This window comes from Nocardia takedensis NBRC 100417, assembly GCF_000308695.1.
Lineage (GTDB): Bacteria > Actinomycetota > Actinomycetes > Mycobacteriales > Mycobacteriaceae > Nocardia > Nocardia takedensis.
This window is the reverse complement of the sequence record NZ_BAGG01000265.1, coordinates 23,374-45,186: the sequence shown is the minus strand read 5'-3', so window position 1 is coordinate 45,186 and position 21,813 is coordinate 23,374. Positions and strand designations below refer to the sequence as shown.

Below are 21,813 nucleotides of genomic sequence, written 5' to 3'. Positions count from 1 at the left end.
CTCAGCGGCGTCCCTGCTGGACCTGGTTGAACGGCACGTCCCGGTCGGCGGCGTATTCGCGCGGCATGCCCAGGACGCGTTCGCTGATGACGGTGCGCGCCATCTCGGTGCTGCCGCCCGCCAGGCTCCACGCCGCCCGGAACAGGTAGTCCAGGCCGACGGTCTCGGTGTCGGCGGCGTCGCCCGGTGTGTGGGTGGCGCCGCCGGGACCGGCGATGCGCAGGGCGGTGTCGGTTTGCAACCAGGCGTTCTCGGCGGAGAACAGGCGGGTGATGGCTCCGGCCGAAATCGGCAGCGCGCCTTCGGTGATGGCCTCGGTGATGTGTTCGATGAGCTGGTCGCGCACGACGGTCATCGCGCGGGCCGCCCCGATGTCCTCGCGGACGCGGGGGTCCGTGAACTGTCCGGTGGCCCGGGCCAGTCGCAGCAGACGGTCCACCTCGCCGCCCAGGTGCGGGCGCGCGCCGCTGGTGTAGGGGGAGGTGCCGCCCAGGGCCGCGCGTTCGTGGAACAGCAAGCGAGAGGCGGCTTCCCAGCCCGCGTCGACGTGGCCGAGCACCGCGTCCGCGGGCAGCGCGACGTCGTCGAAGAACTCCTGGCAGAATTCGGTGGACCCGGTGACCTGTTTGATGCGCTGCACCGTGACGCCCTCGGCGTGCACCGGCACCAGGAACATGGTGAGCCCGCGGTGTTTGGGCACCTCCCAGTTGGTCCGCGCCAGGCACAGGCCGTAGTCGGCGGCGTATGCGCCCGAACTCCAGATCTTGGCGCCGTTGAGGATCCAGCGGTCGCCGTCGGCCTCGGCCTTGGTGGTGAGGCCGGCCAGATCCGACCCGCCGCGCGGTTCGGACAGGAACTGCACCAGCAGTTCGTCGCCGCGCAGCACCGCGGGCAGGTGCGCGCGCTTCTGCTCCTCGGTGCCCAGGTCCAGCAGCGCGGCGGCGCAGATCGCCAGGGTCGGCACGTTCAGCAGCAGCGGCATCTCATAGGGCAGCGACTCCTCGGTGAAGGCTCGCTGATGCTCCGAACTCAGTCCGAGGCCGCCGTATTCGGTGGGGAAGCAGACGCCGGCGAAACCGCCGTCGTGCAGCAGGCGCTGCAACCGCCGGGCATGTTCCCACGCCTGTTCGGAGTCGGATTTCATCGGCTCGTCGGGAGCGGGCGGCAGGTTCTCGCGCAGCCAGGTCCGCGCCCGCGCGCGGAAGGATTCGACGGACTCGGTGTCGGTGGTCATGGGTGACGCCTTTCTCGGTGCGTTCAGGCGGCGGTGTCGAGCAGGTCGGTGATGCGGCGGCGGTGTTCCTCCGGCGTGCCGTAGAGGGCGCGGCCCAGGGTGATCCGGCGCAGGAACAGGTGCAGATCGTGTTCCCAGGTGACCCCGATGCCGCCGTGCAACTGCACGCAGTCCTGGGCGATCACCGGGGTCTTGTCCGCCACATAGGATTTCGCGACGCTGACGTATTCGGCGGCGTGCGGCGCGCCCGCGTCCCAGGCCGCGGCGGCCGCGAACGAGGTGGCCCGGCAGGCCTCCAGCCAGGTCTTGTTGTCGGCCATCCGGTGCTTGAGCGCCTGGTAGGAGGCCAGTGGCCTGCCGAAGGTGTAGCGGTCGAACAACCAGGTCAGGGTGCCGGTCAGCGCGCGGTCGGCGGCCCCGGTCGATTCGGCGGCGGTGAGCAGCGCGGCGATGTCCGCCTGCGCCGCGATCGCCGCGCGGGCCTGCTCGCCGGTGTGCGCGACGGCCTCGGCGGGGACGTCCTCGAAGGCGACCCGCGCGGTGCGGCGGGTCAGATCGATGGTCCAGGCCGGGCTGACGGTGACGCCGGGGGCGTCGGCGCGCACCAACAGTTGCACCGGACCGTCCGCGCTCGTGGCGGTGACCAGGAACAGGTCGGCTTGGTCGGCGGCCTCCACCCGGTCCTTGACCCCGCTCACGCGGTAGCCGTCGCCGTCGCGTACCGCGCGGGTCTGGCCGACCGCGTCCGATCCGAGCACGTCGAAGCCGCGGCCCGGTTCGTAGACCGCCCAGGTCGCGACCGTCGCGCCGGACAGGATCGCGCCTACGGTGTCCGCGTGGCGCTCGCCACCGTGCGCCAGACCGGCCAGCACGGCGCTGGTCGTCACGAACGGTCCCGGGGCGGCGGCGCGGCCGAGTTCCTCGGCCACCGAGGCGAGTTCGGTCACCGGCTGACCGGAGACCGATCCGCCGCCGAGGTGTTCGGGCACCAGCATCGCGGTCCAGCCGAGTTCGGCGGCGCGCCGCCACCAGTCCCGGTCGAAGCCGCCGCCCGCGTCGCCGTGGGCGCGCACGGCGCTCACGGGCATCGTCTCGGTGAGGAAATCGCGGGTCGTGGTGCGGAAGAAGCGCTGATCCGCGCGGGGGTCGTCAGGCATGGGGGAGTCCTTCGGTCGGAGCGGAAGCGGCCTCGGGCGGGACGCCCGCCTCGATCGCCGCGGCGAGCAGGCCCAGGTTCGCGCCGAGCGCGCCTGCCAGCGCCCGGGTGACGGCGATGTCCTTGCGCAGGAATTCACCGACGGCGGAACCGAATCCGTCGACCGAGCCCTTGGCGGCGATGCCCGCCAGCGCCCGACTGCCGCCGCTGGCATGGGGGAGTGCGTGGAGCAGGGTGGTCTCCTCGACGCCGAGTTCGCCCGCCAAGCGGACGGCTTCGGCGACCAGGCCGATCTGCGCGGCGAACAGGGCGTTGTTCACCAATTTGACGCGCTGGCCCGCGCCGAGCGGCCCGACGTGCAGCACCGGGTCGGCGTACGCGCCGAGAACCTCGCGCGCGCGGGCGATCTCGACGTCGCCGCCGCCGAGGAAGACGGTCAGCGTCCCGCGCGCGATGTCGTGCGGTCCGCCGCTGACGGGCGCGTCCACGACGCCGACGCCGTAGCGGGCGGCCGCCGCCGCGACCGCGCCGACGGTGTCCGGTGCGCCTGTGGTGTGCACGACCAGCAGCGCGCCGCGGGGGAGCGCGCCCAGCAGCGGTCCGTCCAGGCACACGGCGCGCACCTGCTCGTCGCTGAACACGCAGAGCACCACCGCGTCGGCCCCGTCGGCGACCTCGGTGGGGTCGGCGACGGCGGTGAGGCCGAGATCCGCGAGCGCGGAGCGCGTTTCGTCGGTGCGGCCGAGCACGCGCACTTCGTGGCCCGCCGCCGCCAGACGCGCCGCCATGGGCGCGCCCATCCGTCCGGCCCCGATGAATCCGATCCGCACGGTGTCCTCCTGGGCGTCCGAGGTCTCAGCGTTCGCGGCGCATGAGCGCCAGCGTGGCGTCGGCGGCCCCGAGTTCGATGCCCGGCGTGAGGCCCGCGGCCTCGGCCAAGGCGGCGACCAGGCCGACGTCCTTGCGCAGCAGGTCGCCCGCGTGCGCCGCCAACCGGTCCAGGGTGCCGCCCGCCGCGACGATGCGGCCCAGCGCGAAGCTGTCGGCGGTGCCGTGGGTGATGACCTCGCCCAGGCGTCCCGGGTCCAGGCCGAGATCCGCGCCCAGTCGCAGCGCGCCGTGCGCGGTGGCGAGATTCGCGGTGAACAGCAGGTTGTTCAGCAGTTTCGCGGACTGGCCGGAGCCGATCTCGCCCAGGTGCACGACGGGGCTCGCGTAGGTCTCGAAGACCGGCCGGGCCCGTTCGACGGCCTCCTTCGCGCCGCCGACCATCACGAGCAGCTTGCCCGCCGAGGCCGCGGGTCCACCGCCGCTGACGGGCGCGTCGATCACCGAGATGTCGCGGGGCGCGGCCAGTTCCGCGAGGGCGCGGCAGGTGTCGGGGTGGACGGTGGAGTGCACGGCCAGGATCGACCCCGCGGCCATCGCGGCGAGCACGCCGTCCGGCCCGGTGGCGACCTCGCGGACGTCGTCGTCGCCGACGACGCACAGGCACACCAGGTCACTGGCCGCGGCCAACGCGGCGGGGGAGTCCGCGATCTCGGCGGCGGTGTCGGCGTAGGGCTCGAGCGAGGCGGCCCGTCGCGCCCACAGCGTGGTGGGGAAGCCGCCTTCGACGATCCGGCGGGCCATCGGCCCGCCCTGGCTGCCGAGTCCGATGAATCCGACGCGCATCAGCGCACCTCCTCGACCGTCGCGGGAGCGGGGGCGGGGCGGTAGAAGACGGCGAGCAGGCCCAGGGTGGACAGTACGCCCAGACCCAGGGCGACGCCGCCGCCCGCCCACCCGGTGATCGTGATGTCGGCGGCGTGGTCGAGCGAGATCCGGCCCGGTCCGAGCAGGCCCAGCGCCACCGCGGTGACGGCCAGCACCAGCACGTATTCGTAGCCTTCGCGGAAGACGAAGAAGCCGTTGGGGCGGTGCGCGAGCAACCCGGCCACCAGCATCACCGCGACCACCGCGGCGGCGGCGAAAGGTGTGAGCAGGCCCAGGATCAGCAGCGCGCCCGCGCCGATCTCGGTGAGCACGCTCAGCCACGCCTGTAGTACGCCGTTGCGCAGGCCCAGGCTCGCGAACCAGCCCGCGGTGCCCGCGATCTTCCCGCCGCCGATCCAGTGGTTGAGGCCGTGCGCGATCATGGTGGCGCCCACCACGATCCGCAACAGCAGCAGCGCGGTATCGGTCTCGATCATCTGCGGTCACCTCCCGGCGGCTCGTCGCCGCCGTCGAATAGCGTTGGGGGACAGTCGTAATCGACTGTCCAGGGGGCGGGGTCCTCAGGTCTCGGTGCGCAACAGGATCGCGCCGCCCGGCGTGAGCCCGCCGCTGGAGACCACCGCGACCCGCGCGCCGTCCACCTGGCGCGGACCGGCCGCGCCGCGCAACTGGACGATCGCCTCGTGCAACAGCCCCATCCCGTGGGTGCGGCCGTGCGAGAGCTGGCCGCCGTGGGTGTTGAGCGGCAGCAGGCCGTCGCGCGCGATGTTCTTGCCGCCCTCGAGGAAATCCGCGGCCTCGCCGATCCCGCAGAAGCCCAGCGCCTCGATCCAGGACAGACAGTTGAAGGTGAACCCGTCGTAGAGTTGGGCCACGTCGACATCCGCGGGGCGCAGGTCGGTGCGCGTCCACAGGTGCGCGGCCGGGCCGAGCACCTGCGGTTCGTGGGTCAGGGTGCTCTGATCCCATTCCAGGCGTTCCACGATCTGGGTGCCGACGGCCTCCACCAGCACCGGAGTGCCGGGCAGATCGCGCGCGGCCTCGACCGCCGAGACGATCACCGCGACCGCGCCGTCGCACGGCACATCGCAGTCGTAGAGGCCGAACGGGGTGGTCACCGGACGCGCGGTCAGGTAGTCGTCCATCGTCATCGGGGAGCGGTAGACCGCGGTGGGGTCGAGTTCGGCGTTGGCGCGCTGGTTCAGCGCGATCCAGCCGAGGGTCTCGCGGGTCGTCCCGTAGTCGTGGAAGTGCCGCTGCGCCTTCTGTGCGAGGGTGTGCGCGGCCGAGGAGGCCCCGAACGGCGCGAGCCAACTGGTGGTCCGGCCGCCCGAGGGCGTGATCCGGCCCGCTTTCATCAGCTCGCCGAACGTCGACTCCCACACCGTGCGGAAGCACAGCACGTGCCGGGCCAGTCCGGCCGCCACCGCCGTCATCGCCGCGATCACCGAGCCCGCGGGGCCGAAGGTCTCGATGCCGCCGTTGTGCCAGGTGGGGCGCAGGCCCAGGGCGGCCTCGAGCGCGGTCACGCCGCCTTCGGCGAAGCCGCCGAGGTTGCCGCCGCCGGGGTAGGAGGACAGGCCGTCGATGTCGGCGAAGGTGAGTCCGGCGTCGGCGACGGCCTTCTCACACGCTTCCACGGTCAGTTCGAGCGGCGGGACCATCAGCCGCCTGCCGATCCGGGACATGCCCGCGCCGGTCAGGGCGACCTCGTCCTCGAACTTCCTGCGCGACAGTCCGACCCGAATGTGCTCGCCGAAGCGGTCGGGCGCGATCTCGTCCACCGGGAGCGGGTCCGGGGCGGCCTGGTCGGCGGACAGGCGGAACAGCGGCAGCCAGACGTCGCCGTCCGGTTCGAAGACCACTTGCACCCGCGCGCCGAGTCGCAGGTCGGCGGGATCGGCGTCGATGATGTTGGTGGTCAGTCGAATTCGTGGGTCCTCCACCAGCGCCACGGTCGCCACCACGTACGGCGGGGGCAGGCCGGGGCCGCCGAAACGGTGGTTGACCGTGAAACTCGCCAGCGTCGCCGCCCCCGACACCGCGCGGACGTCGAGATCGTGGCCGCGGCAGTAGCGGCACACCGGCTGCGGAGGATGTTGCAGCGCGTCACAGGAGCGGCAGTGCCGCAGGCGCAGCACCCCGTCGGCCCCCGAGGTCCAGAAGAACTCGGTGTCGAGGGTCAGCAGGGGCAGCGGTCGCCCCGAGGCAGGTGCGTCCGGCAACGTCGGTCCTCCCGGAGTCGGCGACCGAGGGCCGCGCACGAAGCGCGTCCCCCGGTCGAAAGAAACTGTGGGCGATCAGATCTCGGCGGTCTCGCGATTGACGGTGACCGGTTCGGCCAGCCGCTGCTCGTCGACGACCTTCTGCAACTTCGCCAAGGTGTCCTCGAGTCCGGGACCGAGCCGCTTGCCGGGGGTGAAGGTCGCGGGCAGGTGCCGCATCCCTTGGATCACCGCGATCGTGTCGTAGTGCACGGTCTGTTCCGGAATGGCCCGGAAGTCGGGCATCCGGTCGAAGACGGCCACCAGCATCCGCTTGAACACGGTCCTGGCCACGTTGGAGCCGATGCAGCGGTGGATGCCGAGTCCGAAGCTGTAGTGCCGGTTGCCTTTGCGATCCAGCACGATGGTCTGCGGGTCCTCGAAGACCGCCGGGTCGCGATTGGCCATCGCCCAGGACAGCCAGACACGCTCGCCCTCCTTGAATTCGGTGCCCGCCACCGTGCAGTCGGCGTCGATGGTGCGGCCGTCGCCGGGCGCGGGCGTGTAGAACCGCAGGAACTCCTCGGTGGCCGAGTCGAGCAGCAAGTCCCGGTCGAAACTCAGCGTCGCGCGCTGTTCGGGATGTTCGGACAGCCATTCCAGCGCGTGCGCGGTGAGCGCGGTGGTGGTGTCGAAGCCGCCGCCGATGAGCAGGCTGAGCATGCCCAGGATCTCCATGTCCGGCAGCGGCTCGCCGTTGACCTGCGCGCCCGCGACCGCGTGGATCAGCCCGGGGCGCGGATTCTGCCGGATCTCGGCCAGATTGGTGAGCAGGTCGATGCCCATGGTGCGGTGCATCTCGGCGACCCGGGGATAGTCCGGGGAGTCGGGCGGGGTGTAGACCGCCGCGTGCACCGGTTCGTTGTAGATGGTCCACTTGGCCAACGGGACGCCGAGCATGCCCAGGGTGAGTACGGCGGGCACCACATTGGCCAGGTCGTCGACGAAATCGATGCGCCCCGACTCGATGTGCTCGTCGATCGCGGCCCGCACCACCTCGTCGATGAACGGAATCCACCGTTTCACGGCCGCGGGGGACAGGTACGGGTTGAGCACCGAGCGCAGTTCGCGGTGTTCGGGCTCGTCCATCTCCAGGATGCCGCCGCGGATGCCGCGCGCCCGGTTCGGCGGCGGGATCGAAATGCCCTGGTAGCCCTTGCGGACGCCGTGCGGATCGTTGTCGTTGGAGACGTGCGGGCAGCGCGCGAGCTCGAAGACCTCGCGATTGCCCGCCGCCACCCAGTGGCCGTCGTAGGTGTCGGTCCAGGCCATCGGGCACTGCTGCTGCATCTGCTCGGTGATGTCCTGGAACCGTTCCCGGTACTCCGGGGCGTAGCGGTCGAAGTGGAACTGCGGCTGTCGGCGTGCGGTGTCGTGGTTCTCGACTGTCATCTCTGCCTACTCGTCGATGGAGATCGCGCGCTCGGGGCAGGAGTGCGCCGCTTCGCGCACCCGATCCCGCGCGTCGGCGGGAACCGAGTCCGCGACCGGGGTGGAGTGGCCGTCGATGTCACTGAGCGCGAACGACTCCGGCGCGATCATGGCGCACAGGGTGTGTCCCTGGCAGCGCTGCTGGTCGACGTGGACCTTCACGGGATCTTCCTCTCAGATGTGGTAGTCGTACCACTTCAGGTAGCCGCCCGCGTCCACGCGCAGCTGGGTGCCGGTGATGAAACGCGCCTCCTCCGAGGCCAGGAACAGCACGGCCGCGCTGATGTCGCCGGGATCGACGAACGGCACGGGCATGGCCTGCTGGACGACGAAGGCCGGTTCGGCGTCGGCCCTGGTGGGATTCGGCAGATCCGGGCGGAACGAGCGGTACATCGGCTCGCTCTGCAACATCGGGGTGTCGCAGTTGGTCGGGTGGATGACGTTGGCGCGGATCTTCTGCGGCGCCAGGTGCAGGGCCAGGTGGTGCACGTACTGCGAGAGGCCACGCTTGGCCACCACGTAGGCCACCCCGCCCGGGTCGCGACCCGGCTGGTCGACCTTGGCGATGTCCATCAGCGCGGCGACCGAACCGGTCGCGATGATGGAGGCCCCTTCGGTCAGGTGCGGCAGCGCGGCCTGGATGGTGTTGATGACGCCGATGAGGTTGGTGTCGATGACATCGGACCACGCCTGCCACTGCGGCTGACCCTTCATGCCCGCGATGCCGGCCTGGGCGATGACGATGTCGAGACGCCCGAATTCGGTGACGCCGCGCGCGATCACCTCGCGCAGGCGGGCGGCGTCGCGGACGTCGCCCTGTTCGGCGATCACCCGGCGGCCCGCCTTCTCCACCAGTCGCGCGGTCTCCTCGAGATCCTCGGGGGTGGCCAGCGAGTAGCCGATGGTGTCGATGTCGCGGCAGATGTCGACGGCGATGATGTCGGCGCCCTCCTCCGCCAACCGGACGGCGTGGCTGCGGCCTTGGCCGCGCGCCGCTCCGGTGACGAAGGCGACCTTGCCCTCTACGCGTCCCACGGTGGTTCCTCTCGTTCGGGTTTCGTGCTCAGGTGTTGCGTCCGCCGTTGACGCCGAGGATCTGGCCGGTGATGTAGCCGGCGTCCTCGGAGATCAGGAAGGCGCAGGCGGCCGCGATGTCGGCGGGCAGGCCGATCCGGCGGACCGGGGTGCGCTGGATGTGGTCCTCGACCGTGCCGCCGAGGCGGCGGGCCTGTTCGTTCTTGCGCAGCATGGGGGTGTCGATGAAGCCGGGCGGCACGGCGTTGACGGTGATGCCCGAGGGGCCCAGTTCCAGGGCCAGTGCTTTGGTGAGCCCGTTGACCGCGGATTTGGCGGCGACGTAGTGGGCCATGAACGGCTGTCCGGAATGGGTACTCGAGGACGAGATGTTCACGATGCGGCCCCATTTGGCGTTCACCATGTCCGGCAGCACCGCTTGCACGCAGTGGAAGACGCCGTGCAGGTTGACCTCGACGACCCGCTGCCAGACGTCGAAGGAGATCTTGGCGAACCGCTCGAAGCCCTCGAGTCCGGCCGAGTTGACCAGGATGGTGATCGGGCCGAGGTCGGCGCGCACGGCGTCGAGCGCGGCGGCGACCTGGTCGGGGTCGGTGACGTCGGCGCGGTGGGCGTGCGGGTCGTCGTCGGGCGGGTTCAGGTCCAGGACAGCGACCCGGTAGCCCTCGGCGCGCAGCCGGTCGACGATGCCGCGGCCGATGCCCGACGCGCCGCCGGTGACCACCGCCGTGCGTCCGCGCGAGGCCGCCTCGTCCTCTGTCGTCTGCAACACAAGAATCTCCCTTTACAGATGTGAGAACCGTACTCTCAGGCTTTGACGTTGACAAGAGCAGCGGTAGCGGGCGGAAACGAACCTGGTGTGGTTCTCGCGTTGTTGCTACAGTGCGCTCGACCGAATGTATCATTCTCGACAAGTGAGAATGTGATTTCCGCGACGAGGTAGGACTCAGCGAGGAGACGGGGATGTCAACGCAGGAACAAGCGGTGACGGTGGCGCGGCGGCTGCTGATCGACGGGCAGCTGGTGGAGACCGGGCGGACGCTGGCCTCCCTGGATCCCGCGACCGGCGAGCACTACGGATACGCGCCCGAAGCGGGCGTGGCGGAGGTGGACGCGGCCGTCGCCGCCGCCCGCCGCGCCTTCGACACCACCGACTGGGCGACGAACACGCAGTTCCGGGTGCACTGCCTGCGCCAGTTGCACCAGGCCCTGCGCGACAACGTCGAGCAGTTGCGCGCGCTCACCATCGCCGAAGTCGGCGCGACCCGCGTGCTCACCCAGGGCAACCAGCTCGAGACGCCCATCGAGATCGTGCGCTACTACGCCGATCTGCTCGAGGGCTACTCCTTCACCGAGGACCTGGGCCCGGTGGAGGTACGCGGCAAGCAGCACGCGCGGTGGGTGGAGAAGGAGGCGGCGGGCGTCGTCAGCGCCATCGCGGCCTACAACTACCCGCACCAGTTGGCGCTGGCGAAACTGTCGCCCGCGCTGGCCGCGGGCTGCGCCGTCGTGCTCAAGGGCGCGCCCGACACCCCGCTGTCCACCCTGGCGCTGGGCGAGATCATCGCCGAGCACACCGACATCCCGGCCGGCGTGGTCAACGTGCTCAGCTCCTCCGACATCGAGGTCGGCAAGCGCATGACCACCCATCCCGACGTCGACGTGGTGACCTTCACCGGGTCCACGCCGGTCGGCCGCGAGATCATGGCCGCCGCGGCGGGCACCCTCAAGCGCGTCTTCCTGGAACTGGGCGGCAAATCCGCGATGATCCTGCTCGACGACGCCGACTTCACCACCGCGGCGACCTTCGCGGCCTTCACCATCGTCACCCACGCGGGCCAGGGTTGCGCGCTGACCACCCGCGTGCTGGTGCCCGAGGCCCAGCACGACCAGGTCGCGCAACTGATCGCGGCGAACTTCGCCCACGTCAAGCACGGCGACCCCAACGAACCCACGACCTACATGGGCCCGCTCATCAGCGAACGCCAGCGGGAGAAGGTGCACGGCATGGTGCGCCGGGCGGTCGAGGCGGGCGCGACGCTGGTCACCGGCGGCGAGAAGCTCGACCCCGGCTTCTTCTACGCGCCCACGCTGCTCGCGAACGTCGACCCCGACAGCGAGATCGCCCAGGAGGAGGTCTTCGGCCCCGTCCTGGCGCTGATCCCCTACACCGACGACGAGGACGCGGTCCGCATCGCCAACAACTCCGTCTACGGTCTGTCGGGCGCGGTGTTCGGCGCGGACGCCGACCGGGCCAGGGCGATCGCCCGGCGGGTGCGCACCGGCACCTTCAGCATCAACGGGGGCAGCTACTTCCACCCCGACGCGCCCTTCGGCGGCTTCAAACAGTCCGGTATCGGACGTGAGATGGGCCGCGCGGGACTCGAGGAGTTCCTGGAGTCCAAGACCTTGGCCGAGGTGATCGCATGAGCGGCCCGCAGGGTGACACTGTGAGCGGCCCGCTCGCCGGCATCCGTGTGCTCGAGGTCGCCATGTACGGTTTCGTGCCCTCGGCGGGCGCGGTGCTGGCCGACTGGGGCGCCGACGTGATCAAGGTCGAGCACGCGGTGACCGGCGACCCGCAGCGCGGACTGCGCCGGGTCGGCCCGTTCACCGTCGAGGGCGATCCGAATCCCAATGTGGAGCACGCCAATCGGGGCAAGCGCAGCATCGGCGTCGACATGTCCGTGCCGGAAGGGCGCGCGGTGGTGCACGAGTTGGCCAGGACCGCGGACGTGTTCCTGACCAGCTTCCTACCGGGGGCCCGCGCCAAATTCGGCATCGACCTCGACGACATCCGCGCCGTGAACCCGGCCATCGTCTACGCCAGGGGCAGTGCGCTCGGGCCGCGCGGCGCCGAATCCGACCGCGGCGGCTACGACATGACCGCGTTCTGGTGCCGCGGCGGCATCGCCGCCACCATCACCCCGCCCGGGACACCCGGCATGATCCAACCGCCCGGCCCGGCCTTCGGCGACACCATCTCCGGGACCAACCTCGCGGGCGGCATCGCGGCGGCGCTGCTCAAACGCGAACGCACCGGGGAGACCTCGGTGGTCGACGTCTCGCTGCTCGGCAGCGGGCTGTGGTCGATGGGGCACACCGTCGCGCTCTCGGCCCAGCAGAAGCAGCCGATGGTCGCGCCGAAGCCGGGCGCGCACGGCGCGCCCACCAATCCGCTCTCGGGGCTGTACGAGACCGCCGACGGACGCTACCTGTCGCTGGTCATGTTGCAGCCCGGCAAGTTCTGGGCCGACGTGGTCCGGCACCTGGACCGCCCGGAACTGGCCGAGGACCCGCGCTTCGCCGACGCGGCCGCCATCGCCGAGCACACCGCCGAGGCGGTGGCGATCCTGCGCGAGGCGATCGGCGCGCGCACGCTGGCCGAGTGGAGCGAACGCTTCACCGGACTGGCGGGACCCTGGGCGCCCGTGCAGGACTCCCAGCAGGTGCTCGCCGATTCCCAGATCCGCGCCAACGAGTACGTGCTGCCCGCGGGCGAGCTCGAACTGGTCTCCAGCCCGGTGCAATTCGACGTGACCGCGCCGCGACTGCGCCCCGGTCCGGAATTCGCCGCCCAGACCGAGGAGATCCTGCTCGAACTGGGACTGGACTGGGATCGGGTCATCGAGTTGAAGACCGCGGGCGCGGTCTCCTGACACCGGAAGGACGAGCGATGCCGCACGTCACCGCCATGGGCACCTACCTGCCGTGCTGGGGCGCGCGCCACAGTCGCGTGGCCGGACCCGACGAGGACGCCGTCACCTTGGCGGTGGAGGCGGGCCGAGCCGCGCTCGGCGGCGGTGAACCGGTGGAACGGGTGGTGCTGGTCAGCCGGGAACTGCCGTTGGTCGACAGCGCCAACGCCGCGGTCCTGCTGGCGGGCCTGGGCCTCGATCCCGAACTCGAGGTCGTCGAACGACTCGGCGGCGCGCCCGCCACGCTGGACGCGCTCAGTTCGGCGCGGCCGCGCACCCTGGTGATCGGCGTCGACCTCGAGCCCGCGGGCGCGGCGGCGGCCTGGGTCGGCGAACACGGCGGCCTCCAGGTCCGCACCACCGCCAGGGTCTCGCGCAGTCTGCCGGTGCGCACCCGCAATGCCACCGGTGTGCACGACTACGGCGACCCTCGGTTGCTGCGCGAACGCGGACTGGTCGCCTCGCTGTCGGCGGCCTGGCTCGACACTCCCGTCGCGGTCGCCGGGGTGGACCACGACCAGGCCACGGCCCTGTGCCGGACCTCCCCGCCCCGGGTGCCGACCACGGGCGCGTCCTCCGCGCTGTTCGCGCTGGCCGCGATGGCCGAATGGGAGACCGCGGGCCTGCTGGTCGGCGTCGAACAGGCCAGCCTGTCCGGTGTCACCGTGAGCGCGGGGCCGGTCGGCGTGGCCCGGGTCGAGCCCGCCGCCCGCGAACTGCCCGAGACCGTGTACGAACCCGGCGACGACCTGCCGTTGTCGCTGGCCGCCTACGATCGCGCGTTCGAGGCCAAAGTGCGCTGGGAGGCGGGCCGTTTCGCGGGCAGCGACGACCTCGACTTCCCGCCCCGCTACCGCCTGGGCCCCGACGGGACGCTGGCTACCGACTACACCTTGGTGCCGCTGCCGCGCACCGGAACGGTCTACACCCAGACCACGGTCCGGTTGCCCGTGCCCGGTCTGGAAAGCCCCTACACGCTGGTGATCGTGGAACTCGACGGCGTCGGTGTGCGTGCGCTGGCGCGGGTCACCGGAGCCGACGCGGGCACGGCCCGCATCGGGACCCGCGGCCGAATGGTGTTGCGGCGCGGGGCGGTCCGCTCGGGCGTGCCCGACTACGGCTACGCCTTCGAACCGGACACCGACGGCCTGGTACCCGGCCCGCAGGCGGCCGACGGCGCGAACGGAGAGGAAGCGGCATGAGAAGAGTCGCCGTCGTCGGCGCGGGCATGACCCCGTTCGCCGAACACTTCGCCCTCGGCGTGCAGGACCTGCTGCCGATGGCCTTCGCCGACTGTGTGGCCACGGTGGACAAGGGGATGCGCACCGCCGAGATCCAGGCCGCCTGGTTCGGCGCCCTGCGCACCACCGACGGGTTCCCGGCCGGGGTGCTCGCCGATTCGCTCGGCATGCCCGACCTACCCGTCACCCATATCGAGAACTCCTGCGCCACCGGCAACGACGCGGTCCGCAACGCCCTCTACGCCATCGCCTCCGGCGCGGTCGACGTGGCGTTGGTGATCGGCGCGGACAAACTGCGCGAGACCGCCGAGAAGGACATGCTGCGCGAGTGGGAGGCGATGACGCGCCACCGGGCCTGGGATTACCAACTCGGCCTGTTCGCGCCCGCCGGTTTCGCGCTGCACGTCAACCGGTATCTGCACGAATCCCGGGCCACCCGTGAGCATCTGGCGATGGTCGCGGTGAAGAACCATCGGCACGGCGCGCGCAATCCCAAGGCGCGCCTGCGTTTCGAGATCACCGTCGAACAGGCGCTGGCCGCCCCGATCGTGGCCGACCCGTTCGGCGTCTACGACTGCGTGCCGCAGAGCGACGGCGCCGCGGCGCTGATCCTGGCCGCCGAGGACGTGGTGGACCGCTACACCGACGCCCCGGTGTGGGTGCGCGGTGTCGGCCTCGGCCTGGACACGGTGATGCATCAGCACCGGCCCGATCTGACCACCTTCCCCGCGACCGTGCGCGCGGCCAAGCGCGCCTTCGACATGGCCGGCCTCGACCCGGCCGACATCGACGTGGCCGAAGTGCACGACTATTTCACCGGCATCGAGCTGATGAGCTACGAGGATCTCGGTTTCGCCGACCGTTTCGAGGGCTGGAAGCTGCTGGAGGCGGGTGTGACCGAGGTCGGCGGCGCGCTGCCGGTCAATCCCAGCGGCGGTCTCAAGTCCAAGGGGCATCCGCCCGGTGCGACCGGGGTGGCCCAGTGCGTGGAGTTGTTCGAGCAGTTGCGCGGCACGGCGGTCAACCAGGTCGACGGCGCGCGGATCGGGCTGGCGCACAACCTCGGCGGACCCACGGCCGTCTCGGCGGTCACGATCCTCGAAGGCTCCGGACGCTGAGTCCGCCGATCTCGCGGGATCGCAGCGGTCCCCGACACAGCACTTCGGCGCCCGCCGCGAAGGCGGGCGCCGAAGTGTCTGCGGTGGCTTGCCGGATCAGAGGGCTTCGTACACCGTGATCTTGGTGTGCGTCGGGTCGACGGCGGGGGACATGGTCATGCGGCCGTCGGTGGAACGCGCGCGCAACTCGCCCAGCACGGCGGTCGCCTCCGCGTCGGCGGCCAGGACGAAGACCGACAGGTGACTCTCGTCATCGGGTCCGCCGCGCACCAGGCGGTGCCATTCGGCGGAGACGACACCGGGGATCTCCAACATCTCGGGGATGTGGACCTCGGAGTACCACTTCTCGTATTCCTCTTCGGCTCCCGCGCGCGGGGTCGCGAAGACCAGCAGTCGTTGTGCCATCGGTGTTCTCTCCTGTCGGGTGTTCGGTCTCAGGCCAGATAGCGCACGAGGTGCTCGGCCACGCACGCCGGACGGTCGGCCCCTTCGGCCGCGATGGTGACGGTGCGGCGGACCTGCACGCCGCCGGGGACCTCGTCGACGGCGCTCAGCGCGATCGTGCCGCGCACCCGGCTGCCGACCGGGACCGGACTCGGGAAGCGCACCCGGTCCAGGCCGTAGTTGATCGCCGAGCGCGCCGCCCGCACCGTCATCAGCTGCTGGGCGATCGGCGCGAGCAGGGCCAAGGTCAGGAAGCCGTGCGCGATGGTGCGCCCGTACGGGCCGTCGGCGGCCCGCACGGGGTCGACGTGGATCCACTGGTGGTCACCGGTCGCCCGCGCGAACAGGTCGATGCGCGCCTGGTCGATCTCGATCCATTCGCTCGCGCCGAGTTCGGCGCCGACCGCGGCGCGCAGGGCGTCGAAGTCGGCGAATTCGCGTACCGCGTTCATGCGGCGTCCAACTGGTCCTTGGCCACTTTGCCGGTCGCGTTGAGCGGCAGTGTGGCCAGGAAACGCACCGTGCGCGGCACCTTGTAGCCTGCCATGCGTTCGCGGCTCCAGGCGATCAGTTCCTGTTCGGACACCGGGCCTTTGGTGACGACGAACGCGCGCCCCACCTGCCCGAGTCGCTCGTCGGGCACCCCGATCACGGCGACCTGGGCCACCGCCGGATGTTCGAGCAGGAAGCCCTCGATCTCGGCCGGGTAGGCGTTGAAGCCGCCGACGATGAACATGTCCTTCTTGCGCCCGACGATGCGCAACCGCCCGTCGGGATCGAGTTCGCCCAGATCGCCGGTGTGCAGCCACCCGTCGGCGTCGATCGCGGCGGCGGTGGCCTCCGGATCGTCGAGATAGCCCTGCATGACGGTGTATCCGCGCACCAGCACCTCGCCGTCCGCGGCCAGGTCGATCTGCACGCCGTCGCACGGCTTGCCGACGGTGGTCGCGATCTGCTCGAAACTGTCGCCGGGCCGCGAGGCCGTGGCCGTGCCCGCCTCGGTGAGCCCGTAACCGGTCATGATCGACTCGAACGGCAGTTCCTCGCGCACCCGGCGGATCAGCTCCACCGGGATGTCGGCCGAGCCGGTGACCGCGTTGCGCAGCGAGGACAGGTCGCGCTCACCCGCGGCCTCGAGCAGCGAATGGTAGAGCGTCGGCGGTCCCGGCAGCATCGTCACCCGTTCGCGTTCCACCAGATCCAGCACCGCGTCCACGTCGAAGACGGGCACCGGCAACATCGTCGCCCCGCGCACCAGCGAGGCGACCAGACCGGCCTTGTAGCCGAAGGTGTGGAAGAACGGGTTGACCAGCAGGTACCGGTCGCCTTGTCGCAACCCCGCCAGGTCGCACCATTCGGTGTAGAGCCGCAAGGTCTGCCGGTGGTTCATCAGCACGCCCTTGGGGCGGCCGGTGGTGCCGGAAGTGAACACGATGTCGGCGATGTCCTCGCCGTCCACCGGCCGTTCGAAAGGGTTGGCGGCGGTGAGGAATTCCGACTTCAGGTCGAGCACCGGCACCTCGGCGACACCGCTGTAGTCGGTCCCGAGGAAACCCTGCTGCACCAGCACGGCCTTCGCGCCGCTGCGCCGGATGACCTCGCCCGCCTCCTCGGCCTTGAACCGGGTGTTCACCGGCACCAGTACCCCGCCCGCGGTGAGCAGGCCGAAGGCCGCCACGATCCACTCGGCGCTGTTGGGCGCCCACAGCGCGACGCGGTCGCCGCGCTCGATCCCGAGACCGGCGTAGGCGCCCGCGGCGACCCGCACCCGGTCGACGAGTTCGGTGAAGCTCCACCGCAGATCGCCGTCGACGACCGCTTCGGCATCGCCGAAGCGGTCGGCCGCGCTGAGCACCATCTGCGGGATCGTGTCCCAGGTCATACCTTCAGCAGCCTCGCGAGGTTGCCGCCCATGATCCCGGCCTGGTTCTCCAGGGGCATGTCCTTGATCTCGTTGATGTAGCGCGCGGGTTCGGCCAGGCCCTCCGGATGCGGCCAGTCCGAGCCGAAGAGCACGTGGTCCGCGCCGATGACGCTGGAGAGTCGGTCGAGATCCTCTTCCCAGAACGGGCTGACGTAGAGGCTCTGCTTGATGGCCTCGATCGGGTTGCGGAAACCGAAGCCCTCCGGCGCCTTCTTGAACACGTCGGTCAACTGCTGCAGCAGCGGTTCCAGCCAGGCGCAGCCGTTCTCGATGACCGCGATCTTCAACTCCGGGAACCGGTTCAGCGCACCGTGGCACACCCAGGAGGCGACCGCGTCGCTGACGGGGCGCCACTGGTTGACCATCGCGAAGGTGTTGGTCTGGAACGGCAGCATCTCCAGGCTGTTGCCGTCCCACTCGGCGTCGAAGCGCTGGTAGCCGCTGTCGGAGGAGTGCATGGTGACCAGCACGTCGAGTTCGACGACCCGCTTCCAGAACGGATCGAATTCGGGCTGGGCGAACGAGCGCATACCGCGCAGGCCCGGGACCGGCGCGGGGCGCACCAGGATCGCCTTGGCACCGTGTTCGACCACGGCCCAGTTCAATTCGTCGATGGCGCGCTCGACGATCGGCAGCGTGATGACCGGGACGGTGAAGATCCGGTCGGAGTGCACGAAAGCGCCGTCCTGGCCCCAGGTTTCGAGCATCCACTTGTTGAGCGAGCTGATCACCGCGTGGATGAGTTCGGGGTGGTGGCGCATGCGCTCCTCGACCAGGCTGGCCAGGGTCGGGAACATCAGCGACCGGTGCAACTGGAGGTCGTCCATGACCTGCAGGCGCGCGACCGGATCGCGAAAGGCGTCGATGGCGCGCATCGGCTCGCCGAAGATCTCGCGGCGGCTCTTGCCCTCGGGGTTGCCGTGCTTGAAGTACTCCTCCATCGCGCCGGGGCGGGCCACCACCTCGAAGGTGGGGTTGGGGATGTACTCGCTGATCTGGCCGAGGATGGCGATCTTGGTGCGGCCGTTGATCTCGATGTACTGGATGGCCTTCGAGTACTGCTCGGGCAGGTGCCGGGTCAGCGCGTCCTTGCTCTCGTAGAGGTGGTTGTCCGCGTCGAAGAGCTGGTACGGAAGGTCGATCTTCGTCATAGGAATTCTCCTTATCGTCTAGTGAGAATCGTATTCTCTCGACTGTCGGGTGGCAATGCCGTGCCCGCGCGCAACTCGCGGCGGACCACGAATTTCTGGATCTTGCCGCTGGGGGTGCGCGGGAAGTCGGCCACGACGTGGATCTGCTCGGGCCACTTCTGCTTGGCCAGTCCCGCCGCGGCGAAGTGCTCGCGCAGCTGTTCCAGCGTCGGCGCCTGTGCGCCGGGCAGTAGGCGCAGCACCGCCGCGGCCCGTTCGCCCAGGCTCTCGTCGGGCACCGCGACCGCGATCGCCTCGGCCACCCCCGCCAACGTGAGCAGCACCTCCTCGACCTCGAGGGCGCTGATGTTCTCCCCGCCGCGGATGATGACATCGGATTTGCGGTCGGTGATCGTCAGGTAGCCGTCCTCGTCCAGGACGCCGATATCACCGGTGTGGTACCAGCCTTCGGCGTCGAAGGCGGTCGCGGTCAACTCCTCGTCGGTGTAGCCCAGGCACAGATCCGGTCCGCGACTGAGGATTTCGCCGTCGGGCGCGAGTCTGATCTCGACGCCGGTGCGGGCCCGGCCGTCGGTGAACAGGCGCTTGTCCTCGGGGGCGGTGTGCGGCGAGCCCGTGATCGAGGGGTGTTCGGTGCTGCCGTAGGAGCGGAAGACGGTGATGCCGTGCCCGGCCAGGCGGGTGGTGATCGCCGCGGGCACGCTCGAGCCGCCGAGTCCGGCGTAGCGCATCCGCGCGAGGTGGGCGGGGGTGTGGTCGGGATGTTCGAGCAGGCTGGTCACGTAGTAGGGCACGCCGCCGCCGACGGTGACGTCGTGGCTGAGCATCAGCGCCAGCACCCGCGCGGGATCCCACACGTCGATCAGGTGGATCGGCTGACCGTCGAGCACCGGGATCAGGAACGCGTTGACCATGCCGATGAAATGTCCGACCGGGGCCGCGGTGAGTTGGTGGCCGCGGTCGCGCGGATAGGTGCTCGCCAACTGGCGGGTCTCGTTGCCGAGGGTCTGGTGGCTGTGCACGACGCCTTTGGGCGCGCGGGTGGTGCCGGAGGTGAACGCGATCAGGGCCGCTCGCGCGGCGTCCACGGGCAGCACCCCCGGCATCGGGGTCTCGTCGAGCAAGTCCTCGAAATCCCGGCCGACCACGCCCGTGATCGGCACCCGCGCGTAGGTCTCGGCGGGGAACTCACTGGTCCCGAAGCGCTCCGCGGTGACGAACACGCGCGGTCGCACCGCGTCGAGGATGTAGGTGAGTTCGCGGTGTCCGTAGAAGTGCACGACCGGGACCGTGGTGGCCCCGAGCAGCGCCGAGGCCCAGAAGACCGCCGCGGCTTCCATCCAGTTCGGCAGTTGGAAGGCGATGACGTCGCCCGGTCCGACGCCGCGGCGGCGCAGTCCGGCCGCCAGTCGCCGCGCCACCGTCTCGACCTCGCCGAAGGTGCCCGACCACGGGCGCACGGTGGAGTGCACCTGGAACGGGGTGTTGGGGGCGGCCGCGAGCCCGCCGGCGAGCATGTCGCCGATGGTCTCGGAGGTCCACCACCCCTCCCGTCGGTAGTGTTCCGCCAGGGCGGGAGGAATCGTGCGCATCGTCGGCCCCTTCTCCGGTGCGGCCGACGGGACACACCGCGACGTAAGAACGTTCTCATTTCGAGAGAAGCACATTTTCTCAAAGGAGAACAGGGGTGGACCACCTGGCAGCGAGGGTTGCACCCAAAACTGCACGTCATTTCCGTAACAGGGATACTCACGCGGTAATGTGATATTCATCACATCTAGTAGTTTTGCGAGGTCGGTATCGGCGGAGGTCGAATCGCCTTACGGTGTGGTCGGTAGTTGTGGTCCGACTGGACGGAACAGGCAGCTTCAGCTCGTTGCCGGTGGCCGCCGCGGAGCAACCGCCGTGTCGAGTTCCCGACTGATTCGGATGGAAATCATGGCTGCACGATCCGTCGACTCCGTCGACCGAACCGACTCCGGCGTTCACTCCGTCAGCCGCTGGCGCGCCCACGCCAAGCGACGCCCGCTGCGGTATCGGCTGGCCGTCATCGCTCCCGACGAGACCGACGTGGTCCGGCACGCGGGCGGATGGCTCTTCGATCGTTCGGCGGCGGGTTGGGAGGTGACGGTCCTCGTCCCCGAACCGCGCAACGTCTACCCCTTGCAGATCCTCGGCGCCACCGTGCTGGACCTGCGCAAATCCCTGCCCGGCGGCGGACACAGCGCTTGGCCGACGGCCGTGGCCGTCTCGGCCGACATGTATCGCTGGGACCCGATGATCCGCGAAGGGCTCATCGACTGTCTGGACCGCGGACTGCTCGAGGTCGTGGTGTGGGGTGACCGGCTCCCCGCCGAACTCGACGGCCGCGTCGGCACCTCCTACCATCGCGTCAGCGTCGCGGCGCGCGCGTTCAAGACGCGGGCGCTGGCCGCGGCCGGACTGCCGGCGGGCGCGGCCGAGACCACCGAGCGCTTCCGCACCGGCGAACTGCTTCCGCCGTCCTACCGCACCCATCTGCGCGATCTGGAATCGGCGGGCTGATACCCGAAACCGGTTGCGCGGTCAGGACTTTCGCGCACCCCGTTCCAGCGCGTCGATCTCGCGCTCGACCATCGCGATCGCCTCGGCGTGCCCGCCGGACATGCCGAGGGCGCGTTCGAGGACGACCACCCGGGACACGCTCGTGATCAGCACCGCCATGGCGGCCGCGGGGAATCGCGCGGTGTCGAACCCGTAGTCGTCCAGGATGCGGGTCAGCGCGGTGGTCTGCGCGGCGCGGAATTTCTCGGCCCAGTCGGCGACGGCGGCGCGCAGGGCGGGCCGGTGGTTGGACAACCCGACGAATTCCATCGTGAACCGGACCGCGGCCGGGTCGATGCTGAACTCCCACAGCGCCCGCAGCGGTTCGGCCGAGGCCAGCACGGCGTCCTGGATCACCAACCCTTCCTCGGCGCGCCGCTGGAATATCTCGAGCAGCAGATCGTCCATGGATCGGAAGTAGTAGTGCACGAGTTGCGGTTTGAGTTCGGCGCGTTCGGCCACCCGGCGCGAGGTCACCATCGCCCAGCCCTCCTCCACGAGCAGCTGTTCGGCGGCCTCGAGCAGCAGGGCGCGATTCTTGGCGTCGGGAGCCCCGATCCTGCGCGACGACGGCATCGGCCCACCTCTCTCCGGAAACGGTTGTTGTTCACATACATAGCGAGGAATGCGGCGGCGTTACGCTCTTGACTCGTTCTCGAATTCCATGCTAAGCATGTGCACAGCACAATGCTGTGCGGGTGCTCAGGACAGCGCCCGCGCAGCCGGAAGTCCCTCGTGGACCTCCGGCGTGTCGCGGCACCTATGTTGTGTCGCAAGCCATCTCGACGGCTGCGCGGCACCGCGCGAGCGGTCGACGC

General features: G+C 70.4%; 21 protein-coding genes. 5 read left to right on the top strand and 16 right to left on the bottom strand.

Going from position 1 to position 21,813, the window contains the following annotated elements:
- Position 1 precedes the first annotated feature (1 nt).
- The 10 genes from ON30_RS34535 to ON30_RS34490 all read right to left on the bottom strand — a co-directional run bounded on the left by ON30_RS34535 (position 2) and on the right by ON30_RS34490 (position 9,608).
- Positions 2-1,234 (bottom strand): acyl-CoA dehydrogenase family protein, encoded by a 1,233-nt coding sequence (locus ON30_RS34535; protein ID WP_040714562.1) that lies wholly within the window; start codon positions 1,232-1,234, stop codon positions 2-4.
- A gap of 23 nt (positions 1,235-1,257) precedes the next feature.
- The gene (locus ON30_RS34530) at positions 1,258-2,391 is read right to left on the bottom strand and encodes an acyl-CoA dehydrogenase family protein (RefSeq protein ID WP_040714560.1); all 1,134 of its coding nucleotides are present in this window, start codon (positions 2,389-2,391) and stop codon (positions 1,258-1,260) included.
- Positions 2,384-3,220, bottom strand: a complete 837-nt coding sequence (locus ON30_RS34525) for an NAD(P)-dependent oxidoreductase (RefSeq protein WP_040714558.1) — start codon at positions 3,218-3,220, stop codon at positions 2,384-2,386. The genes ON30_RS34530 and ON30_RS34525 overlap by 8 nt, the downstream gene beginning before the upstream one ends.
- Before the next feature lie 25 nt (positions 3,221-3,245).
- Positions 3,246-4,064, bottom strand: a complete 819-nt coding sequence (locus tag ON30_RS34520) for an NAD(P)-dependent oxidoreductase (protein WP_040714557.1) — start codon at positions 4,062-4,064, stop codon at positions 3,246-3,248.
- Positions 4,064-4,582, bottom strand: coding sequence for a DoxX family protein (locus ON30_RS34515; protein ID WP_040714555.1), 519 nt, complete (start codon positions 4,580-4,582; stop codon positions 4,064-4,066). Before ON30_RS34515 ends, ON30_RS34520 begins: the two co-directional genes overlap by 1 nt.
- An 84-nt stretch (positions 4,583-4,666) precedes the next feature.
- A complete protein-coding gene (locus tag ON30_RS34510; RefSeq protein WP_040714553.1) occupies positions 4,667-6,331 on the bottom strand; it encodes a thiolase C-terminal domain-containing protein in 1,665 nt (554 codons plus the stop codon).
- A gap of 75 nt (positions 6,332-6,406) precedes the next feature.
- Positions 6,407-7,762, bottom strand: coding sequence for a cytochrome P450 (locus ON30_RS34505; RefSeq protein WP_040714552.1), 1,356 nt, complete (start codon positions 7,760-7,762; stop codon positions 6,407-6,409).
- A gap of 6 nt (positions 7,763-7,768) precedes the next feature.
- Positions 7,769-7,963, bottom strand: a complete 195-nt coding sequence (locus tag ON30_RS34500) for a ferredoxin (protein WP_040714551.1) — start codon at positions 7,961-7,963, stop codon at positions 7,769-7,771.
- A 12-nt stretch (positions 7,964-7,975) separates the two neighbouring features.
- Positions 7,976-8,836 (bottom strand): mycofactocin-coupled SDR family oxidoreductase, encoded by an 861-nt coding sequence (locus tag ON30_RS34495; RefSeq protein WP_040714550.1) that lies wholly within the window; start codon positions 8,834-8,836, stop codon positions 7,976-7,978.
- Between the two features lie 28 nt (positions 8,837-8,864).
- Positions 8,865-9,608, bottom strand: coding sequence for an SDR family NAD(P)-dependent oxidoreductase (locus ON30_RS34490; RefSeq protein ID WP_245554340.1), 744 nt, complete (start codon positions 9,606-9,608; stop codon positions 8,865-8,867).
- 191 nt (positions 9,609-9,799) lie between these two features.
- Here ON30_RS34490 and ON30_RS34485 point away from each other — a divergent pair, with 191 nt between their 5' ends.
- From ON30_RS34485 to ON30_RS34470, 4 genes are read left to right on the top strand one after another with little or no spacing between them, the layout of a single operon-like run.
- Positions 9,800-11,266, top strand: a complete 1,467-nt coding sequence (locus ON30_RS34485; protein ID WP_040714548.1) for an aldehyde dehydrogenase family protein — start codon at positions 9,800-9,802, stop codon at positions 11,264-11,266.
- The gene (locus ON30_RS34480; protein ID WP_040714546.1) at positions 11,263-12,495 is read left to right on the top strand and encodes a CaiB/BaiF CoA transferase family protein; all 1,233 of its coding nucleotides are present in this window, start codon (positions 11,263-11,265) and stop codon (positions 12,493-12,495) included. The genes ON30_RS34485 and ON30_RS34480 overlap by 4 nt, the downstream gene beginning before the upstream one ends.
- 17 nt (positions 12,496-12,512) lie before the next feature.
- Positions 12,513-13,736, top strand: coding sequence for an OB-fold domain-containing protein (locus ON30_RS34475; protein WP_051030426.1), 1,224 nt, complete (start codon positions 12,513-12,515; stop codon positions 13,734-13,736).
- A complete protein-coding gene (locus ON30_RS34470; RefSeq protein ID WP_040714545.1) occupies positions 13,733-14,893 on the top strand; it encodes a thiolase C-terminal domain-containing protein in 1,161 nt (386 codons plus the stop codon). Before ON30_RS34475 ends, ON30_RS34470 begins: the two co-directional genes overlap by 4 nt.
- Positions 14,894-14,989: 96 nt before the next feature.
- On the opposite strand, the gene ON30_RS34465 is transcribed toward ON30_RS34470, so the two are convergent.
- Genes ON30_RS34465 through ON30_RS34445 form a run of 5 tightly spaced genes read right to left on the bottom strand, consistent with a single transcriptional unit; the run spans position 14,990 to position 20,004 of the window.
- Positions 14,990-15,298: a DUF4286 family protein gene (locus ON30_RS34465; protein ID WP_040714543.1), complete on the bottom strand. Its 309-nt coding sequence runs from the start codon at positions 15,296-15,298 to the stop codon at positions 14,990-14,992.
- Between the two features lie 29 nt (positions 15,299-15,327).
- On the bottom strand, positions 15,328-15,789 hold the full coding sequence (locus ON30_RS34460; RefSeq protein ID WP_040714542.1) for a MaoC family dehydratase: 462 nt from the start codon (positions 15,787-15,789) through the stop codon (positions 15,328-15,330).
- A complete protein-coding gene (locus ON30_RS34455) occupies positions 15,786-17,219 on the bottom strand; it encodes a FadD3 family acyl-CoA ligase (protein WP_040714541.1) in 1,434 nt (477 codons plus the stop codon). Before ON30_RS34455 ends, ON30_RS34460 begins: the two co-directional genes overlap by 4 nt.
- Positions 17,216-18,412, bottom strand: a complete 1,197-nt coding sequence (locus ON30_RS34450) for an amidohydrolase family protein (protein WP_040714539.1) — start codon at positions 18,410-18,412, stop codon at positions 17,216-17,218. Before ON30_RS34450 ends, ON30_RS34455 begins: the two co-directional genes overlap by 4 nt.
- Positions 18,413-18,423: 11 nt before the next feature.
- On the bottom strand, positions 18,424-20,004 hold the full coding sequence (locus tag ON30_RS34445; RefSeq protein ID WP_051030425.1) for an AMP-binding protein: 1,581 nt from the start codon (positions 20,002-20,004) through the stop codon (positions 18,424-18,426).
- Positions 20,005-20,350: 346 nt separating this feature from the next.
- On the opposite strand from ON30_RS34445, the gene ON30_RS34440 reads away from it, so the two are divergent.
- A complete protein-coding gene (locus tag ON30_RS34440; protein WP_245554339.1) occupies positions 20,351-20,956 on the top strand; it encodes a hypothetical protein in 606 nt (201 codons plus the stop codon).
- Between the two features lie 21 nt (positions 20,957-20,977).
- Here the strand turns inward: ON30_RS34440 and ON30_RS34435 are convergent, their stop codons facing one another.
- Positions 20,978-21,571: a TetR/AcrR family transcriptional regulator gene (locus ON30_RS34435; protein ID WP_040714538.1), complete on the bottom strand. Its 594-nt coding sequence runs from the start codon at positions 21,569-21,571 to the stop codon at positions 20,978-20,980.
- Between the last annotated feature and the right edge of the window lie 242 nt (positions 21,572-21,813).

Excerpts from the sequence above, each read along its gene's own strand:
- ON30_RS34480 (WP_040714546.1), top strand. The coding sequence starts at position 11,263 with ATGAGCGGCCCGCAGGGTGACACTGTGAGCGGCCCGCTCGCCGGCATC.
- ON30_RS34460 (WP_040714542.1), bottom strand. The coding sequence starts at position 15,789 with ATGAACGCGGTACGCGAATTCGCCGACTTCGACGCCCTGCGCGCCGCG.
- ON30_RS34455 (WP_040714541.1), bottom strand. The coding sequence starts at position 17,219 with ATGACCTGGGACACGATCCCGCAGATGGTGCTCAGCGCGGCCGACCGC.
- ON30_RS34505 (WP_040714552.1), bottom strand. The coding sequence starts at position 7,762 with ATGACAGTCGAGAACCACGACACCGCACGCCGACAGCCGCAGTTCCAC.
- ON30_RS34485 (WP_040714548.1), top strand. The coding sequence starts at position 9,800 with ATGTCAACGCAGGAACAAGCGGTGACGGTGGCGCGGCGGCTGCTGATC.
- ON30_RS34515 (WP_040714555.1), bottom strand. The coding sequence starts at position 4,582 with ATGATCGAGACCGATACCGCGCTGCTGCTGTTGCGGATCGTGGTGGGC.
- ON30_RS34475 (WP_051030426.1), top strand. The coding sequence starts at position 12,513 with ATGCCGCACGTCACCGCCATGGGCACCTACCTGCCGTGCTGGGGCGCG.
- ON30_RS34445 (WP_051030425.1), bottom strand. The coding sequence starts at position 20,004 with ATGCGCACGATTCCTCCCGCCCTGGCGGAACACTACCGACGGGAGGGG.
- ON30_RS34520 (WP_040714557.1), bottom strand. The coding sequence starts at position 4,064 with ATGCGCGTCGGATTCATCGGACTCGGCAGCCAGGGCGGGCCGATGGCC.
- ON30_RS34465 (WP_040714543.1), bottom strand. The coding sequence starts at position 15,298 with ATGGCACAACGACTGCTGGTCTTCGCGACCCCGCGCGCGGGAGCCGAA.
- ON30_RS34450 (WP_040714539.1), bottom strand. The coding sequence starts at position 18,412 with ATGACGAAGATCGACCTTCCGTACCAGCTCTTCGACGCGGACAACCAC.
- ON30_RS34435 (WP_040714538.1), bottom strand. The coding sequence starts at position 21,571 with ATGCCGTCGTCGCGCAGGATCGGGGCTCCCGACGCCAAGAATCGCGCC.
- ON30_RS34470 (WP_040714545.1), top strand. The coding sequence starts at position 13,733 with ATGAGAAGAGTCGCCGTCGTCGGCGCGGGCATGACCCCGTTCGCCGAA.
- ON30_RS34530 (WP_040714560.1), bottom strand. The coding sequence starts at position 2,391 with ATGCCTGACGACCCCCGCGCGGATCAGCGCTTCTTCCGCACCACGACC.
- ON30_RS34440 (WP_245554339.1), top strand. The coding sequence starts at position 20,351 with ATGGCTGCACGATCCGTCGACTCCGTCGACCGAACCGACTCCGGCGTT.
- ON30_RS34535 (WP_040714562.1), bottom strand. The coding sequence starts at position 1,234 with ATGACCACCGACACCGAGTCCGTCGAATCCTTCCGCGCGCGGGCGCGG.